Source organism: Pseudomonas sp. NFACC02, assembly GCF_900110765.1.
Lineage (GTDB): Bacteria > Pseudomonadota > Gammaproteobacteria > Pseudomonadales > Pseudomonadaceae > Aquipseudomonas.
The window spans coordinates 132,504-148,116 of record NZ_FOEO01000007.1 but is presented as its reverse complement, the minus strand read 5'-3'; the positions used below and the strand labels follow the sequence as shown (position 1 = coordinate 148,116).

The following is a 15,613-nucleotide window of genomic DNA, read 5'->3' as shown; positions in this document are numbered from 1 at the left end:
ATGAGGTCAGATCGCGTTACGCAGGCTGAGATTTTCCGGATGCGGTTGCAGGTAAACCTGTAACGCGATGTACGGGTCGGGGTGTTGGCGGAAGTGGTGTTTGAGCAGGGTCAGCGGCACGACCAACGGTACGATGCCTTGGTGGTACTGACGGATGACCGCCTGGATTTCCTGTTTGTCCGAGCCGCTGATGGTTTCTCGCAGGTAACCGCACAGGTGCTGCAGAACATTGGTGTGGGTCCGGCGCGTGGCGGGCTTCTTCAGGGCCTCCATCAGCTCGCTGAAATAACGAGGCGCGACCTCGACAGGGTCGCTGCGGCCCATGTTGCCCAGCATATTGCCCAAGGCCTTGTATTGAATCGGATCATTGGCCATTAGCTGGTATTTGTAGCGCGAGTGGAACTCGATCAAGGCCCGTCGCGTAACGCCGTTTTTCAGCAACGCCTGCCAGGCGGCGTAGGCGTAGACCCGCGTGATGAAATTTTCCCGCAGCACGGGATCGTTCAGCCGGCCGTCTTCTTCCACGGGCAGATCCGGGTGCTTTGCGCAGAACGCCTGGGCATAAATGCCGCGTCCACCGGCATCGAACGGTGCGCCGTTGTCGCGGTAGACCTTCACCCGCTCAAGCCCGCAGGAAGGCGATTTCTGCATGAAGATGTAGCCACAGATGTCATCCATTTCCCTGGCCATGTGCTCGCCGTATTCGGCGAGCGCCCGGGTGACATTCAGTTCTTTACGAACGGTGCCCACGGCTTGCGGGCGCTCCGGATCGCCCACGAGACGAATGGCTTCACGGGGAATTCCCATGCCAATCGCGACTTCGGGACATGCAGGCACGAAATCAAAGTATTCGTTGAGGGCGCGGGTCAGCAGGTGCGATTCCTTGTGCCCGCCATTGAAGCGAACCTCAACACCCATCAGGCAAGCGCTGACGCCCAGCTTGGGTTTTGACGCGGGTTGACAGGGTGGGGGCGCTGACGTGGACATGGCAAAACCTCGATCAACATCTTGTACAACCTTGGTTAGCTGTACAACTTTTGCTCATCATAGGTTCACGGTTGTACAAGTACAAATTATTTGTACAAGGTTCGTGCGCAGAGGTCTGTGGTTTGTAGGGCAGGGGCGCTTACTTCCAGCCCATGCGCCACGTTTGCTCATCCTGCAGCGTCTGCCAGGTCAGTCGTTCGCTGCGCTGGGTGAGCACGGCCTGTAATTCGATTTCCAGCACGGTGCCTTCTTCGTTGCAGAAGAGTTCGGTGACCAGGAAATGCTTTTCGCGGTGTTGAGGATGGGCTGCTGTCCATTTCGACAGCAGCAATTTACGAGGGTTGATGCGATTCACTTCAAGTGTTCGAGCAAACGACGTGCCGCCTCCTGGCCGCTGAGCCACGCGCCTTCGACACGGCCGGACAGGCACCAGTCGCCACACACATACAGACCCAGATCCGGATCGGACAACGCCCCCACTTCACGTCCTCCGGCAGGCCGGGCATACAGCCAGCGGTGGGCGAGGGTAAAGGCCGGTGCAGGCATCGAGCAGTTGATCAACTCGGCAAACGCGCCGTGCAAGTGGTCGATCACCTGCTCCTTGGGCATGTCCAGATGCTGACGGCTCCAGGCGCTGGTGGCGTGCAAGACCCAGGTGTCCATCTTGTGGTCACGTCCCGGTTTGCTGCGATTGCGCGCCAGCCAGTCAATAGGGCTGTCTTGCACGAAGCAACCTTCCAGCGGCGTATCCAGAGGGGTGTCGAAGGCCAGTGCGACCGCCCAGGTCGGCTCCATCTTCACGCCTGCAACCACGCTGGCCAGCTTCGGCGCGGCAGCCAGCAGCGTGGAGGCCTGCGGCGCCGGAATCGCGATCACCACCTGGCTGAACGGCCCATGGCTGCGACCGTCGGCGTCCAGCAGGTTCCAGTGTTCTTCGCCCCGGAATACTTCGGTGATGCGGCAGGAAAATGTGACCGGCATATCACCCAGCATGGCGCGGGTAATCGCACTCATGCGCGGTTTGCCGACCCAACGCACTTGCTCGTCGGGTGACAGGCTCAATTGCCCGCCATGGAAGTTGTAAAGCAGTGGCGCCCATTCGGCGACGTGACCGTCGGCCTGCCACTGCTGAACGGCGGCAGCGAAACGGCGATCGCGCGCGGTGAAATACTGCGCGCCCATGTCCAGCGCACCCGCATCGCTGCGCTTGCTGGACATTCTGCCGCCGCTGCCGCGGCTCTTGTCGAAAAGGTGAATGGCATGCCCGGCGGCTTGCAATGCTCGGGCAGCGGAGAGTCCGGCGATACCGGTTCCGATGATTGCGATGGGTACAGTCATAGGGGCCTCGTTACCTTGTCTTCACAGACTACGCCGTAGTTAAAACCTGTACAATGCCGATTTTCGGTATAACTTATCGCCCTTCGACGCGCAGGACGTTGACCCGTTCTCAGGGCTCATTCTTGATTCTGACGCTTCACCAGAATCGTTCAACTGTTCAAACGAACAATCGAACGGACGAGTGAGGAGCCGTTCTCTATAGCGTGGCCTATGGTTCAATTATTCGCTTCGTTCACAAGCGCAGTGTTTGTGAAGAAATAGACTACCGATTTGCGATGAACGCCACGCGAGGAACTCAGTCATGCACATCTTGCTGACCGGCGGTACAGGGTTGATAGGCCGTCGTTTGTGTCGGCACTGGCGCGATCAAGGCCATCAACTGACGGTGCTGAGTCGTACGCCCGAACAGGTGCCGGGTCTCTGCGGCGCGGGCGTGCGCGGGATTGCGCATCCGGACGACATCCGCGACCAGGCAGTGGATGCCGTGATCAATCTGGCGGGCGCGCCGATCGCCGATCGGCCCTGGACGCGCAAACGCAAAATGCTGTTGTGGGACAGCCGGATTACCCTCACCGAACAGCTGATGGCCTGGCTTGAGCGACGGGAGCAGAAACCCCGCGTGTTGATCTCCGGATCTGCGGTGGGCTGGTACGGCGACGGTGGAGAGCGCGAGCTTGATGAAGACGCCGCGCCGGTCAGCGAAGATTTTGCCAGCCGTCTGTGCATTGCCTGGGAAGAAACCGCGCAGCGGGCGGAGGGCTTGGGCATGCGCGTCGTATTGCTGCGCACAGGCCTGGTATTGGCCCGTGACGGCGGCATGATGCAGCGCCTCTTGCCACCGTTCAAACTCGGCATGGGCGGCCCGATCGGCAGCGGACGGCAATGGATGCCGTGGGTTCATATCGACGACCAAATCGCAGCGATTGATTTTTTGTTGAACCGGGATGATGCCCAAGGTCCTTATAATATCTGCTCGCCATCACCGGTTCGCAACCGCGACTTTGCCAGGACGCTCGCCGCGATCCTGCACCGTCCGGCATTCATGCCCATGCCCGCTTTCGCGTTGAAGGTGCTAATGGGTGAGTTGTCGATATTGCTGTTGGGCGGCCAGCGCGCCAGCCCGAGCCGGTTGCAGGCCGCCGGGTTCACTTTTCGATTCACCGATCTGCACGCGGCCCTGGAAAATCTTTTGGGCCGCCACTGACATCAAGGTGTTGCATGACCGATCACGCGTTGTTGCTGGTTAACCTGGGTTCGCCAGCCTCCACCGAAGTAGCGGATGTCCGTCGCTACCTCAATCAGTTCCTGATGGACCCCTACGTTATCGATTTGCCATGGCCCGTCCGGCGCCTGTTGGTGTCGCTGATCCTGATCAAACGTCCTGAACAGTCTGCCCATGCGTACGCCTCCATTTGGTGGGACGAGGGATCACCGCTGGTGGTGCTGAGTCAGCGCTTGCAGCGGGCCATGGCTCGGGAGTGGACGCAGGGCCCGGTCGAGCTGGCGATGCGTTATGGCGAACCGTCGATTGAAACCGTGCTGACCCGCTTGGCGACGCAAGGCATCAAAAAGGTCACTCTGGCCCCGCTTTATCCGCAGTTTGCCGACAGCACCGTGACCACGGTGATCGAAGAGGCGAAGCGGGTCGTGCGGGACAAGAAGCTGACATTCGATTTCTCGTTGGTTCCGCCTTTCTTCAATCAGCCCGAATACCTTGAGGCATTGGTGGAGAGCGTGCGTCCTCATCTGACTCAGGATTTCGATCACCTGTTGTTGAGCTTCCACGGGTTGCCTGAACGCCACATCACCAAACTGGACCCCACCGGCAACCATTGCTTCAAGAACGGTAACTGCTGTGAAAACGCTTCGCCTGAGGTGCTTGCCGTGTGCTATCGCGCTCAATGCATGCGCTCATCCGCCGAGTTCGCCAAGCGGATGGGGCTGCCTGATGGCAAGTGGTCGGTTTCTTTTCAGTCGCGCCTTGGGCGGGCGAAGTGGATCGAGCCCTACACCGAAGCGCATCTGGCTGAACTCGCGGCGCAGGGGGTTAAAAAGCTGCTGGTGATGTGCCCCGCGTTCGTCGCCGACTGCATCGAGACGCTGGAGGAAATCGGGGATCGCGGTGCGGAACAGTTCAGGGAAGCGGGGGGAGAGGAGCTGGTTCTGATCCCTTGTCTCAACGATGATCCAAACTGGGCGAGGGCGCTTAACACGCTGTGCGAGCGGGCGCCTGCGATGGTTGTTTGAACAGAGCAAGACGCGCGCGTGTGCTTCCGGATTGACTGACAGCATGCGTTCTACTGTAGTAGCCGGCTTGCTGGCGAATGTTGAGTGTCAGCCACTGGTGATGGTGCTGACCGTCGTATTCGCCAGCAAGCCGGCTCCCACAAAAGCAGAACTGCGAAAGACTACGGCAACTGATCATCCAGATGCTTGTTCTTCCAGGCATCGTTCCCCGGCAGAATCAGGTTCAACAGAATGGCCGTCACCGCACACAAGGCGATGCCCTTCATCCCGAAGTCATCCGGGCCGTTGCCCGTGCCGATCAGCACGCCGCCAATACCGAACACCAGCGTCACCGAAACGATCACCAGGTTACGCGCCTCCGCCAGATCAACCTTGTGCCGAATCAGCGTGTTCATGCCCACCGCTGCAATGGAGCCAAACAGCAGGCACAGAATCCCGCCCATCACCGGCACCGGAATACTCTGCAACAGCGCGCCAAACTTACCGATGAAAGCCAGCGCGATGGCGAAGATCGCTGCCCAGGTCATGATCTTCGGGTTGTAGTTCTTGGTCAGCATCACCGCACCGGTCACTTCGGCGTAGGTGGTGTTAGGCGGGCCACCGAAGGCGCCGGCGACCGTGGTCGCGATGCCGTCACCCAACAGCGTGCGATGCAAGCCCGGCTTTTTCAGGTAATCACGCCCCGTCACGCTGCCCACCGCAATCACGCCGCCGATGTGCTCGATCGCCGGAGCCAACGCCACCGGCACGATGAACAGGATCGCCTGCCAGTTGAACTCGGGCGCTGTGAAGTGGGGAATGTCCAGCCACGGCGCTGCTGCGATTTTGGCGACATCCACCACGCCAAAATAGAACGACAGGGCAAAACCCACCAACACACCGGAGATGATCGGGACCAGTCGGAAGATCCCTTTACCGAAGACCGCGACGATCAGTGTCGTCAGTAGCGCGGCCATCGAGATCGCGATTGCGGTGTGATACGGGATCAGTTCAGCCGCGCCGTCACCGGTTCTGCCCATCGCCATGTTCGCGGCAATAGGGGCCATCGCAAGGCCGATGGAAATGATCACCGGCCCGATCACCACCGGCGGCAGGAGCCGGTCTATGAAGCCGGTGCCTTTGATCTTCACGGCCAGGCCCAGAAAGGTGTAGACGAAACCTGCCGCCATCACACCACCCATAGTTGCCGCGAGGCCGAACTGGCCTTTTGCAAGAATGATCGGGGTGATGAAAGCGAAGCTGGAGGCCAGGAATACCGGCACCTGACGGCCGGTCACCAACTGAAAGCACAGCGTGCCCAAGCCTGCGGTAAACAGTGCGACGTTGGGATCGAGCCCTGTGATCAGAGGCATCAGAACCAGGGCGCCGAAGGCCACGAACAGCATCTGCGCGCCCGACAGCACGGTGCGCCAGAGTGGATCGTTAAACTCGTCCTGCTTCATCAGGCGTCCTTTTGTTTGGTGCCGAAAATTTTGTCACCGGCATCGCCCAGACCCGGAATGATGTAACCCTGGTCGTTCAGGCGTTCATCGATGGACGCGGTGTAGATGTTCACGTCCGGATGCGCTTTCTCGACAGTGTCGATGCCTTCAGGGGCCGCCACCAGGACCATGGCGCGGATGTCGCGGCAACCGGCTTTTTTCAGCAGATCGATCGTGGCGACCATCGAGCCGCCGGTGGCCAGCATCGGGTCGATGATCAGGGCCAGACGCTGGTCGATCTCGGGGGCAAGCTTCTCCAGGTAGGTGTGCGCTTCCAGGGTCTGCTCATTACGTGCGACACCCACGGCGCTGACCTTGGCGCCTGGAATCAGGCTGAGAACACCTTCGAGCATGCCGATGCCCGCGCGCAGGATCGGCACGACAGTGATCTTCTTGCCTGCGATCTTTTCAACCTGAACCGTACCGGCCCAACCCTGGATGTCGTAGGTTTCCAGCGGCAGATCCTTGGTCGCTTCGTAGGTCAGCAGGGCACCGACTTCCTGAGCCAGTTCACGAAAGTTCTTGGTGCTGATATCGGCTCGGCGCATGAGACCGAGTTTGTGACGGATCAGCGGATGACGGATCTCACGAATGGACATAAAGGGACGGCTCCAGCGGGCGGGCAAAAAAAACGGCTTAGATTAATCTATTCAGCTGTAACTTGTCTTACCGGTTAGGATCGCGTTTCTTACATTAATGGGACGAAGACTCTTCACGATAAAGTCGGCGAGCGAAGGTCAGGCAAGGCAAAAAGAGGCGAGCAACGGCCGGGGTCGCGTTCGACTTTAGGGGCCTAAATGAGCATTGCGAGCCTGTTTTTAACGCAGCATGGACGAGCGCAGCCACTTTTCGTGATGAGTCTGTGCAACGTTAGTCCAGAAAGACTTGCCCTGACGTTGTCCGATGCGTACCTTTGCCCGCTTTTCCTTCCACAGCCCCCTGGAGAGCGTCATGTCCGCTGATCTCGAGCATATCCGTCAAATCATGCGCGAGGCTGACTGCCTGTACACCGAGGCCGAAGTCGAGGCCTCCATCGCCCGCGTCGGTCAGCAAATCAACAGTGTGCTGTCCGAACGTAACCCGGTCGTATTCTGCGTGATGAACGGTGGGCTGATTTTCGCCGGCAAGCTGCTGACCCACCTGAACTTCCCGCTGGAAGCGTCTTACCTGCACGCGACGCGCTATCGCAACGAAACCAGCGGCGGCGAGCTGTTCTGGAAAGCCAAACCGGAAGTGTCGTTCATCGACCGCGATGTGCTGATCATCGACGACATCCTCGACGAAGGTCATACGCTTGGCGCAATCATCGACTTCTGTAAGCACGCAGGGGCGAGCGCCGTGCACACGGCCGTGCTGATCGACAAGGACCATAACCGCAAGGCCCGGCCTGACCTCAAAGCCGACTTCGTCGGTCTGCCGTGCATCGACCGTTACATTTTCGGATACGGCATGGACTACAAGGGTTACTGGCGCAACGCTGCGGGTATCTACGCCGTTAAAGGGATGTAAGGCCTTCTGTAGGAGCGCGCTTGCCCGCGAATGCGTCAGACCCGACGCCGCATGACGGATGAATTCTCATCGCAGGCGAGCGCTCTCCTACAAATCAACTGATCCCTGTTAGAGTGCTTCCCACTTTTTCGGGAGGCAATCATGACGTCATCGTTTCGTAGTAAAGCCGCGTTGATGCTGCTGTTGACCCTGCCGCTTCCTGCCCTCGCCGACCCCATGCACGCCCAGTACTTGCCGCCCGATGAACTGTCCGTGCGCGAAGGCGAGCCCGAGCAGCAACAATTGCTGCAGATCACCGACTATTCGGTGGTCGTGGGGAGCCAGCGTCAGTCCAATCAGCAACCCATTCCTGTTACCTCGCCGCTGATCCTGCGCCTCAAAGGCAAACCGATGAACAAAGGCGCGACGATTTCCGAGGTGCTGATTCATTTTGACGGCGAGAGTAAAAGCCTGAAAAAGCCGACCTATGATGAGTCAAGCCGCACCTTGAGCCTTTACTACCCGACCGCCCAATACCGCGTGCTGGTCGATCTGTTGCGCAACGAAAAGGTGTATTGCCAATTGCTCAGCTACGCCAACGGCCATGTCTGGGCTGATCTGCATACCGGCAGCGTACGCGCGCGTTGAGCCTGTGGCCGGGCCGGGGGTAAACTGCCCGCCCGTGAAATGTCCCGCAAGTCAGTTGGAGTCAGCAATGCGTAAAGATAAGAAGCAGGTGATCGGCGATGAAATCGGCGATGCCCAGATCAAACTGTTCCTGGACTTTGAACCGGTCGATGCGACTTCACCGTCCTTGCACAAGCTGATCAAGGCTTACCGCGGCCTGCGCATCGACGACTTCGAGCGTTTTCTGGTGTTCTTCCGTGAAGCGGGCTATGACCTTGACGGCAAGGATGCCCACGGCAATGACTTCATTGCGCTGGTCAAGGATCAGCGCAATGCCGAGGAATACATCGCGCTGATCAACAAGGCTCGGGGCTGAGCCCAAGACCGTCTTCTGCGGGCGCGTCCTCAAGCGCCCGTTCCATTTCGCTGACCCTTCCCTGCAACACTTCCTACCGCCCGCGTCGGTATTGACTGCTTTTTCACGACTCCGAGATGTTCATACTTGCTCGTGTGCCCTGTGGCACACATTCCGGGCAGGATGTTCGGACAATCAAACGAAAAGGAATTCAATGCATGAACAAGACACATCGTATTCTGGGCGGCTTCGCCGCTCTGCTTGCTGCTTTGGCAGTGGTGCCTGCGGCCCTGGCGGCCTATCCGAACAGCGTGAAGGTGGCCGTTGAGGTATGGAATGATGAAGCCCAAGACCTTCACATGACGTACGCCAGCTGGAGACCGAAAGGAAGCGGCGTTAGCGACTATTTGATCCATGCTTACCAGACCGGAAAAGGATTCAACGTAACGTTGAACGATCCTCGCAACGATGAAGGAACGTTGCGCTATGCCACGACAAGCGGCAAAAAGTGCGAGTTCAAATTTGCGCACAAAGCGACGTTTAAATGGTTCGGTATCAGCCCTGCGCCTGAAAAATCGGCAACGGCGAAGTCTATCGGTACTGTCCCAGCCGAATGCGCTGCCTTGGTGACCAAAGGCACGAATTCAATGGAAAGTTACACCGTCAGGTTCTCGATGAAGTGACTGGAAACCTGAAGAGGACGGGATAAAACTCAACCCTCCGCTGCGTGGGCGGAGGGCTGAGTCATCTCACTGATTCAGTACAGGCTCTGAATCAAGCGAAGCTTGCCGCCTGGCTGCTTGGAACCAGGTCCAGGCTTTCGTCGCTCTGGGCGCTGACACGCTGATACAGCTGCGCGTCGGTTTCCAGGGCTTTTTCGCGAGCCGGGAAGATCTCATTCAGTTTGGCGGCCCATTCGGTACGAGCCTTGTCAGGGAAGCAGCGTTCGATCAGGTCAAGCATGATCGAAACAGTGACCGAGGCGCCAGGCGAGGCGCCGAGCAGCGCTGCAAGGGAACCGTCCCTGGCCGAGACCAGTTCGGTACCGAACTGCAGAACGCCACCTTTCTTCGGATCCTTCTTGATGATCTGCACACGCTGACCGGCCACTTCCAGGCGCCAGTCTTCGGCTTTCGCTTCAGGGTAGAAACGACGCAGGGCGTCCAGACGCTGTTCCATGGACTGCCGTACTTCACTGATCAGGTACTTGGTCAGGTCCATGTTGTCGCGGGCTACGGCCAGCATCGGTGCGATGTTGGCGGCACGGATCGACAGCGGCAGGTCCATGAGCGAACCGTGCTTGAGGAACTTGGTGGTGAAGCCTGCGTACGGGCCGAACAGCAGGGAGGTCTTGCCATCGACGACGCGGGTGTCCAGGTGTGGAACCGACATTGGCGGGGAACCCACCGCAGCCTGGCTGTAGACCTTGGCCTGATGACGCTTGACCACTTCCGGATTGTCGCAGCGCAGCCACTGGCCGCTGACCGGGAAGCCCCCAAAACCTTTGCCTTCTTCGATGCCCGACATCTGGAGCAGCGGCAAGGCCGCGCCACCGGCGCCGAGGAACACGAATTTGGCGTCGATTTCGCGAGTGCCGCCGCTGTTGACGTCCTTGATGGTCACGCTCCAGCCAGTGCCTTTACGGCTCAGGCCCGTGACGCGTTTGCAGTACTTGACCTGCGCATCGGGCGCGCTGGACAGGTGCTTGAGCAATTGGTTGGTCAGATTGCCGAAGTTCACGTCAGTGCCGTGCATGACGCGTGTGGCGGCGATCGGCTCATCGGCCGGACGGCCAGGCATCATCAGCGGCATCCACTCGGCCAGCTTGGCCTTGTCTTCGGTGTACTCCATTGATGCAAAAGCGTGGTGCTTACGCAGCGCTTCATAGCGCTTTTTCAGGTATGCCATGCCTTTTTCGCCCTGAACGAAGCTCAGGTGCGGCACGGGTGTGATGAACGAGCGCGAGGAACCGAAGGTGCCCTTGCGAGCCAGATAGCTCCAGAACTGCTTCGACACTTCGAACTGGGTATTGATATGAACCGCTTTTTTGATGTCGATCGAGCCATCGGCCGCTTCCGGCGTGTAGTTCAGCTCGCACAGGCCGGCGTGGCCGGTGCCGGCGTTGTTCCATGGGTTGGAACTCTCGGCAGCACCGGAATCCATCAGCTCGACAACCTCAAGCTTGAGGCTTGGGTCGAGCTCCTTTAGCAGTACCGCGAGGGTGGCACTCATGATGCCTGCCCCGACCAGTACTACATCGACTGCTTCGTTATGCGCCATTAACGCGTCTCCAAAATCTGCAGCACCAAATTGACGGCATGGAACCCGAGGTCAATTGCCAGGTGCGGGCGGCGCGGAGTTCGCGCAGTGCCTCATACCACCCGGCCGGGATCGGCATGTCCGATTCTTCGCAATTTTTTGCATCTTCAGCGGACGCCACCGCAGGGGCCTGTTCGATGCTTTTGTCGTGCAAGCATGAACGCATTATTTGGCCCGAACAGCCATTCGACTATCGTCAAGACGCCCGGTTATGCAACCAAATCCGTAGTGGACAGGCTTCAGGCTCCGGTTGTGGAGGCTGCGCTGCAGTCGATCCTTTGCAAGGGGGCTGGGTCAGACTTTAATGGTGCATGTACAAACGCGTAACTATTCATTTGCTCGCCACACTCTTGTGAAGTTGTGAAAACCCGTTTTTTTTGCGCTCTTTTGGAGACGCAAACCTCAAAAAGGGCTGCGCAATGGCAGCTCTGGCAGATCAGGTTCAAACACAATGTGGGCATCGGCGCGCGCAAAAGGTTCGAGTGAATCGAGGTTTTCGCGCCTGCGCAGCGGACACACCGGGTTGCACATGTCTGTGTGGAAGGCTCTCTGTGGGCGATACGGAGGAGTTGATACGGCGTATCAACGATGCTGCGAGGCCCGATCAGGAGACGTCCTTATAATCGGGGGGAGATTATAGCGATGAAACGCGCAGAATTGATCCAGAAAAAATGACTTTTATTCGCCGTCTGGTCAGATGCTGAGCAATTGCCGGGCGGTAATCGCACGGGCGCGGGAACTGACGCGAGCGCTGGCAGGCAAAGGCTGGTGCAGCCAGGTCAGATTGGGTTCGGTGATCTCTACCCAGTCATGACCCTGAGGCGCCGCAGCGCAGTGTTTGAACGAAACGCAGATGCCATATTTATCCAGGCGGGCATAGTGACGATAGCCGCGACGTGCCGAGAACAGAGACCAGAGAAAGTCCATGGGAAGACTCCTTGCCATGAGAAGCGCTGTTGGGCGTACGGGGAAAGTATGCCGTGCGGCGATGACATCCCCGTGACGCGGACATTGCGCAATGGTGTCACTCGTCACGTTTGATTGTCGTGAGCGGCAGGAGGGCCGGGAACCGGCGCGATGGCACTTTGTCGTATCTTTACGCTAGTGAGCGGCCTTGCGAGGTCGTTATACTGCGGCACAATTTGTGCCTTGGCCCATGGAGAAATGAGCATGTTGCGTCGCGTTTTGTTCGGTTTGCTTGCTGTAGGCAGTCTGACGCTGGTGGGCTGTGCCCATAGTCCGCAGTCGCTTAGCCCGCAACCCAAGTTGAACAGTCAGCTGGCGCCTGTCGGGCATGGCCAGCAAGTGGTGGTTCGGGTGGTAGACGGTCGCCAGTCGCAGACGTTGGGTACCCGGGGTGGTCTGTACCCTGAGACCAGTTCGATTACGGTCAATAGCCAGCAAGTGGTTCCGCAGCTCCAGGCCCAGGCCGAAGCCGCGGTGCGTCTGCTGGGCTTTACGCCGGTCCAGGGCGGCAACGGACCACAGCTGACCATTACCCTCGCTGACCTCAAGTACCAGTCGCCCAAAGAGGGCCTGTACGTGACCGAGGCGAACATCAGCTCGACGTTCCGCGCCGATGTGCAGAACAATGGTCGCAGCTACAGCGGTCGCTACGCAGCGTCCCTGGACCAGCGTTTCGGCATGGCGCCGAATGAAGAGACCAACACCAAGCTGGTCAGCGATGTGCTCAGCGACGCGCTGACACGTCTGTTTCAGGATCAGACAATCGGTCGCACGCTGGGTCAGTAACTCAACTGGCTGTATGAAAAAAGCCCCCGGTTTCGAGAGGAACCGGGGGCTTTTCGTTTGAAGAGGGCTTGCCGATGCAAACGATGGGGGGTCAGGCCGCCTGATAAAAGTCCAGAAAACTGTAGCCTGTCTCAAGGTCCACTTCGGGCAGGTCGTTGTGCGGGTGTCCTCCCAGTGCGCAGTACACCAGCCAGTGCCTGTCCTGAACATTGAAGGCCAGTGCGTCGATCAACGCTTCCTGCTCGTCACTCTGGGCGACGAGGTAAAGGCGGTCCTGATTGTGGGCGTGCAGCATGACGCTCTCCGTATTCGGGTGTCGAGTCGAGGTGCTACACAGTGAACGGTTCAGGTGACGTTAAGGTGACACGCAGTACCTTTCTGCTCAGACCCACACCGAATTCGCGGCGCCCGGATCTGGCGCCATCGAGGCCCCATGTCACTCCTCCAGCACTCACCCGGAATGGTCCTCAACGCGTTGGCGCTGCTCGCCGCCGGTCCCGGGATCTGGCTGCTGCACACCACCCGCAATCTCGAACAGCGTGAAACCACTCATCTGAACAAACTCACCGAGCAGGCACCTGTCGACGAGCCGATGCACCTGATGGACGTGCCCACCCTGCGCATGATCCGCCTGAGTTATCGCATTGGCGCCGCGTGCCTGGGGTTTGCGTTGCTGTTGTCGTGGGTCAGCACCAAGCTTTGACGGCTATCGGGTATGAGCGGCTGTCGGCTATGCCCCGGAACACTGTGGGAACCGGCACCCCTGTCCAAGCCTCAGCCCCCGGTCCAGCCTCGGACCAGTGGGGGCCAGCTTGCTGGCGAATGCGGTGGGTCAGTTGGCATGTTCATCGCTGACCCACCGCCTTCGCTGCCCTCGTAACCTCGGACGTCTCCCACAGGGATCGGGTCGTTGACGAGCTTGAGGCCGTCCCTCAGATCCCTGTCCAGCCTCGGACCTGTGGGAGCCGGCTTGCTGGCGAATGTGGTGGGTCAGCTGACATGTTCGTGACTGACCCACCGCGTTCGCTGCCCTCGTAACCTCGGACGTCTCCCACAGGGACCGGGTTGTTGACGAGCTTGAGGCCATCCCTTAGATCCCTGTCCAAGCCTCAGACCCCGGTCCAGCCTCGGACCGGTGGGAGCCGGCTTGCTGGCGAATGCGGTGGGTCAGTTGGCATGTTCGTGACTGACCCACCGCATTCGCTGCCCTCGTAACCTCGGACGTCTCCCACAGTGATCGAGCTTTGCGTTTACAGCGGCAGGCCGGCCTTTACCCGGTACTGGTTGCGCACCGGAGTCGCGTATTGGAGCACCAGATATGGGCGGTGTTCTTCCGGGCACGCCTGGAGCCGGCGTTGCCATTCGTCATTGGCCCGCTCCAGCTCGTCCGCAGGAAACACCTCTGCAGCGCTCGGCACGTTCAGGCTGGGATCGGCCTCGGCCCATTGCTCATAGGCCAGGTAGTGCACCGGGAACAGGCGATAGCCACCGAGGATCTGCTTGTCCATCTCGATCGCCAGTTGCTTGGTGTCTTCGAACAACTCGGTGATCGGCGGGGCGAAGTTGACGTGGACGCGGCCTTTATAACCGGTGATGCCCAGTGCGATGCTGACGTCATCCTCGCCCGGCGCTTTGGTGTAGCTGCCGGTGGTCGCCCGGATATACAACTCGCGGGCTTTCGCCTGATCGCAGGGATCGTATTCGTAGCTGATCGAAACAGGCGTCAGGTTCAGCGATTGAATCACTTCGCCAAACGGCTCGTCCTTGCGGCTCATGTGGAACATCTTGAGGATCGCCGACTCGGTACGGTCGTCGCCGTCTTTGGCACGACCTTCGGCCTGCGCGATCCAGATGGACTGGCAGTCGTTGCGGATCGAGTGATTGATGTAGGCCGACAGCAACTGGTACGCCGCCATTTTTTCTCGGCGCCCGGTGATGGAACGATGAACGATAAAACTCTTGTTCAGGCGCATCAGGTCGCTGACAAAGGGCTTTTGCAGCAGGTTGTCCCCAATGGCGATACGTGGCGTCGGCAGGCCTGCGTGGTAAACGGCATAGTTGACGAACGCCGGGTCCATCACGATATCCCGGTGATTGGCCAGAAACAGGTAAGCCACGCCGGACTTGAACTGCTCCACGCCGGTATAGGTCACACCATCGGTGGCACGCTCGATCGTATGATCGACGTAGTGCTCCACTTTGTCCTGCAACGCAGCGACGGTGTCGATGCCGGCAAACTGGCGGCGCAGCTTGCGGGCGATGGCCGGCTGCAGGATCCAGCCGAGCGAGCCGGCCAGACGTGGAAAACGGAAATGCGTGAGGATCGCGAGGAACGCCTTGTCACCCAGTAGCCGGTTGAGTACGGCCTTTACTTCGGTGTCGTCGTACGGTCGGATGGCATCGAATTCGCCCATCATGCTCTCTTGTCGGAAACGGCTAGGGTAAAGGTAGGTCGAGTCCGGCATACGCCCGGATGTTGAGAAATAAAGCTCGGCCTGCAAACGAGTCGGCGATTATACGCAAAACTGCTCTCGGAGACTGTGATGCACGAAATACAACCTGCAGCGCCTTACGAGTGTCCCTATTGCGGCGAACCGGGCGAGACGGTTCTTGATCTGTCGGAAGGCGACCACAATTTTATTGAAGATTGTCATGTGTGCTGTCGTCCCATCGAATTTCACCTGGAGACCGATGGCGAACAATGGGATCTGGATGTCCGTGCCGAGAACGACTGATGCGCAAAATCTATGAACCGGAAAACATGATGGAAGGCGAGTTGTTGCAGTCCATGCTTGCCAGCGAGGGTATCGAGTCGCATATCACCGGGCGCCACTTGCTGGGCGGCATCGGCGAGTTGCCGGTATTCGGCCTGCTAGGGCTGGCGGTCGAGGATGAGCAGGCTGAGCGGGCGCGGCAGTTGATCACTGAGTACAATGGCGCCTTTCCGTTGTCGGGCGACGAACCTGACAGTTACCCTGATGTGTTGTTGTGCTGAGGCTCGTCCTGCGCCGCTTCATTC

Annotated in this window: 19 protein-coding genes; 10 read left to right on the top strand and 9 right to left on the bottom strand. The window is 59.0% G+C overall.

All coding sequences use genetic code 11. From position 1 onward, the window contains the following. Positions 1-6: 6 nt before the first annotated feature. From BMY73_RS09045 to BMY73_RS09035, 3 genes are all read right to left on the bottom strand, one after another. Positions 7-987, bottom strand: coding sequence for a YbgA family protein (locus BMY73_RS09045; RefSeq protein WP_062386981.1), 981 nt, complete (start codon positions 985-987; stop codon positions 7-9). Positions 988-1,126: 139 nt separating this feature from the next. Continuing rightward, a complete protein-coding gene (locus BMY73_RS09040) occupies positions 1,127-1,342 on the bottom strand; it encodes a TIGR02450 family Trp-rich protein (protein WP_092406543.1) in 216 nt (71 codons plus the stop codon). Further along, positions 1,339-2,325 carry an NAD(P)/FAD-dependent oxidoreductase gene (locus tag BMY73_RS09035; protein WP_062386975.1) on the bottom strand — a complete coding sequence of 329 codons (987 nt, stop codon included), beginning with the start codon at positions 2,323-2,325 and terminating at the stop codon, positions 1,339-1,341. Before BMY73_RS09035 ends, BMY73_RS09040 begins: the two co-directional genes overlap by 4 nt. Positions 2,326-2,626: 301 nt before the next feature. Between BMY73_RS09035 and BMY73_RS09030 the strand changes: the two genes are divergently transcribed. Together BMY73_RS09030 and hemH are read left to right on the top strand one after the other, a co-directional pair. Continuing rightward, on the top strand, positions 2,627-3,529 hold the full coding sequence (locus BMY73_RS09030) for a TIGR01777 family oxidoreductase (protein ID WP_092406541.1): 903 nt from the start codon (positions 2,627-2,629) through the stop codon (positions 3,527-3,529). Positions 3,530-3,543: 14 nt separating this feature from the next. Beyond that, positions 3,544-4,572, top strand: coding sequence for a ferrochelatase (gene hemH / locus BMY73_RS09025; protein ID WP_062386970.1), 1,029 nt, complete (start codon positions 3,544-3,546; stop codon positions 4,570-4,572). Positions 4,573-4,733: 161 nt separating this feature from the next. Here hemH and BMY73_RS09020 read toward each other — a convergent pair whose 3' ends face one another. Both BMY73_RS09020 and upp read right to left on the bottom strand, forming a co-directional pair. Then, positions 4,734-6,014 (bottom strand): uracil-xanthine permease family protein, encoded by a 1,281-nt coding sequence (locus tag BMY73_RS09020; protein ID WP_062386967.1) that lies wholly within the window; start codon positions 6,012-6,014, stop codon positions 4,734-4,736. After that, a complete protein-coding gene (gene upp / locus BMY73_RS09015) occupies positions 6,014-6,652 on the bottom strand; it encodes a uracil phosphoribosyltransferase (protein ID WP_062386964.1) in 639 nt (212 codons plus the stop codon). Before upp ends, BMY73_RS09020 begins: the two co-directional genes overlap by 1 nt. 352 nt (positions 6,653-7,004) lie before the next feature. Here upp and BMY73_RS09010 point away from each other — a divergent pair, with 352 nt between their 5' ends. The 4 genes from BMY73_RS09010 to BMY73_RS08995 all read left to right on the top strand — a co-directional run bounded on the left by BMY73_RS09010 (position 7,005) and on the right by BMY73_RS08995 (position 9,206). Beyond that, positions 7,005-7,562, top strand: a complete 558-nt coding sequence (locus BMY73_RS09010) for a hypoxanthine-guanine phosphoribosyltransferase (RefSeq protein ID WP_062386961.1) — start codon at positions 7,005-7,007, stop codon at positions 7,560-7,562. A gap of 141 nt (positions 7,563-7,703) precedes the next feature. After that, complete coding sequence (locus BMY73_RS09005; protein ID WP_092406539.1) at positions 7,704-8,189, top strand: hypothetical protein; 486 nt, start codon at positions 7,704-7,706, stop codon at positions 8,187-8,189. A 67-nt stretch (positions 8,190-8,256) separates the two neighbouring features. Continuing rightward, on the top strand, positions 8,257-8,544 hold the full coding sequence (locus BMY73_RS09000) for a PA4642 family protein (RefSeq protein ID WP_062386956.1): 288 nt from the start codon (positions 8,257-8,259) through the stop codon (positions 8,542-8,544). A gap of 197 nt (positions 8,545-8,741) precedes the next feature. After that, positions 8,742-9,206 carry a hypothetical protein gene (locus BMY73_RS08995; RefSeq protein ID WP_092406537.1) on the top strand — a complete coding sequence of 155 codons (465 nt, stop codon included), beginning with the start codon at positions 8,742-8,744 and terminating at the stop codon, positions 9,204-9,206. Between the two features lie 91 nt (positions 9,207-9,297). Here BMY73_RS08995 and mqo read toward each other — a convergent pair whose 3' ends face one another. Both mqo and BMY73_RS08985 read right to left on the bottom strand, forming a co-directional pair. After that, on the bottom strand, positions 9,298-10,803 hold the full coding sequence (gene mqo / locus BMY73_RS08990; RefSeq protein ID WP_062386950.1) for a malate dehydrogenase (quinone): 1,506 nt from the start codon (positions 10,801-10,803) through the stop codon (positions 9,298-9,300). Between the two features lie 732 nt (positions 10,804-11,535). Continuing rightward, positions 11,536-11,769, bottom strand: coding sequence for a hypothetical protein (locus tag BMY73_RS08985; protein WP_092406535.1), 234 nt, complete (start codon positions 11,767-11,769; stop codon positions 11,536-11,538). Positions 11,770-12,012: 243 nt separating this feature from the next. Here BMY73_RS08985 and BMY73_RS08980 point away from each other — a divergent pair, with 243 nt between their 5' ends. Further along, positions 12,013-12,594, top strand: a complete 582-nt coding sequence (locus BMY73_RS08980; protein WP_062386944.1) for a YajG family lipoprotein — start codon at positions 12,013-12,015, stop codon at positions 12,592-12,594. 91 nt (positions 12,595-12,685) lie between these two features. Here BMY73_RS08980 and BMY73_RS08975 read toward each other — a convergent pair whose 3' ends face one another. Next, complete coding sequence (locus tag BMY73_RS08975) at positions 12,686-12,889, bottom strand: hypothetical protein (RefSeq protein ID WP_092406533.1); 204 nt, start codon at positions 12,887-12,889, stop codon at positions 12,686-12,688. A 138-nt stretch (positions 12,890-13,027) separates the two neighbouring features. On the opposite strand from BMY73_RS08975, the gene BMY73_RS08970 reads away from it, so the two are divergent. Then, entirely contained in the window at positions 13,028-13,297 is a 270-nt protein-coding gene (locus BMY73_RS08970; protein ID WP_092406531.1) for a hypothetical protein, read from the top strand. 547 nt (positions 13,298-13,844) lie between these two features. Here BMY73_RS08970 and BMY73_RS08965 read toward each other — a convergent pair. Further along, entirely contained in the window at positions 13,845-15,008 is a 1,164-nt protein-coding gene (locus BMY73_RS08965; protein ID WP_175500156.1) for a 1-acyl-sn-glycerol-3-phosphate acyltransferase, read from the bottom strand. Between the two features lie 129 nt (positions 15,009-15,137). Between BMY73_RS08965 and BMY73_RS08960 the strand changes: the two genes are divergently transcribed. Beyond that, entirely contained in the window at positions 15,138-15,329 is a 192-nt protein-coding gene (locus BMY73_RS08960; RefSeq protein WP_062386935.1) for a CPXCG motif-containing cysteine-rich protein, read from the top strand. After that, positions 15,329-15,589, top strand: a complete 261-nt coding sequence (locus tag BMY73_RS08955) for a putative signal transducing protein (RefSeq protein WP_062386932.1) — start codon at positions 15,329-15,331, stop codon at positions 15,587-15,589. Before BMY73_RS08960 ends, BMY73_RS08955 begins: the two co-directional genes overlap by 1 nt. Positions 15,590-15,613 lie beyond the last annotated feature (24 nt).

Coding starts and splice junctions, on each gene's coding strand:
- BMY73_RS09045 (WP_062386981.1), bottom strand. CDS start 987: ATGTCCACGTCAGCGCCCCCACCCTGTCAACCCGCGTCAAAACCCAAG.
- BMY73_RS09035 (WP_062386975.1), bottom strand. CDS start 2,325: ATGACTGTACCCATCGCAATCATCGGAACCGGTATCGCCGGACTCTCC.
- BMY73_RS09030 (WP_092406541.1), top strand. CDS start 2,627: ATGCACATCTTGCTGACCGGCGGTACAGGGTTGATAGGCCGTCGTTTG.
- hemH (WP_062386970.1), top strand. CDS start 3,544: ATGACCGATCACGCGTTGTTGCTGGTTAACCTGGGTTCGCCAGCCTCC.
- BMY73_RS09020 (WP_062386967.1), bottom strand. CDS start 6,014: ATGAAGCAGGACGAGTTTAACGATCCACTCTGGCGCACCGTGCTGTCG.
- upp (WP_062386964.1), bottom strand. CDS start 6,652: ATGTCCATTCGTGAGATCCGTCATCCGCTGATCCGTCACAAACTCGGT.
- BMY73_RS09010 (WP_062386961.1), top strand. CDS start 7,005: ATGTCCGCTGATCTCGAGCATATCCGTCAAATCATGCGCGAGGCTGAC.
- BMY73_RS09005 (WP_092406539.1), top strand. CDS start 7,704: ATGACGTCATCGTTTCGTAGTAAAGCCGCGTTGATGCTGCTGTTGACC.
- BMY73_RS09000 (WP_062386956.1), top strand. CDS start 8,257: ATGCGTAAAGATAAGAAGCAGGTGATCGGCGATGAAATCGGCGATGCC.
- BMY73_RS08995 (WP_092406537.1), top strand. CDS start 8,742: ATGAACAAGACACATCGTATTCTGGGCGGCTTCGCCGCTCTGCTTGCT.
- mqo (WP_062386950.1), bottom strand. CDS start 10,803: ATGGCGCATAACGAAGCAGTCGATGTAGTACTGGTCGGGGCAGGCATC.
- BMY73_RS08985 (WP_092406535.1), bottom strand. CDS start 11,769: ATGGACTTTCTCTGGTCTCTGTTCTCGGCACGTCGCGGCTATCGTCAC.
- BMY73_RS08980 (WP_062386944.1), top strand. CDS start 12,013: ATGTTGCGTCGCGTTTTGTTCGGTTTGCTTGCTGTAGGCAGTCTGACG.
- BMY73_RS08975 (WP_092406533.1), bottom strand. CDS start 12,889: ATGCTGCACGCCCACAATCAGGACCGCCTTTACCTCGTCGCCCAGAGT.
- BMY73_RS08970 (WP_092406531.1), top strand. CDS start 13,028: ATGTCACTCCTCCAGCACTCACCCGGAATGGTCCTCAACGCGTTGGCG.
- BMY73_RS08965 (WP_175500156.1), bottom strand. CDS start 15,008: ATGGGCGAATTCGATGCCATCCGACCGTACGACGACACCGAAGTAAAG.
- BMY73_RS08960 (WP_062386935.1), top strand. CDS start 15,138: ATGCACGAAATACAACCTGCAGCGCCTTACGAGTGTCCCTATTGCGGC.
- BMY73_RS08955 (WP_062386932.1), top strand. CDS start 15,329: ATGCGCAAAATCTATGAACCGGAAAACATGATGGAAGGCGAGTTGTTG.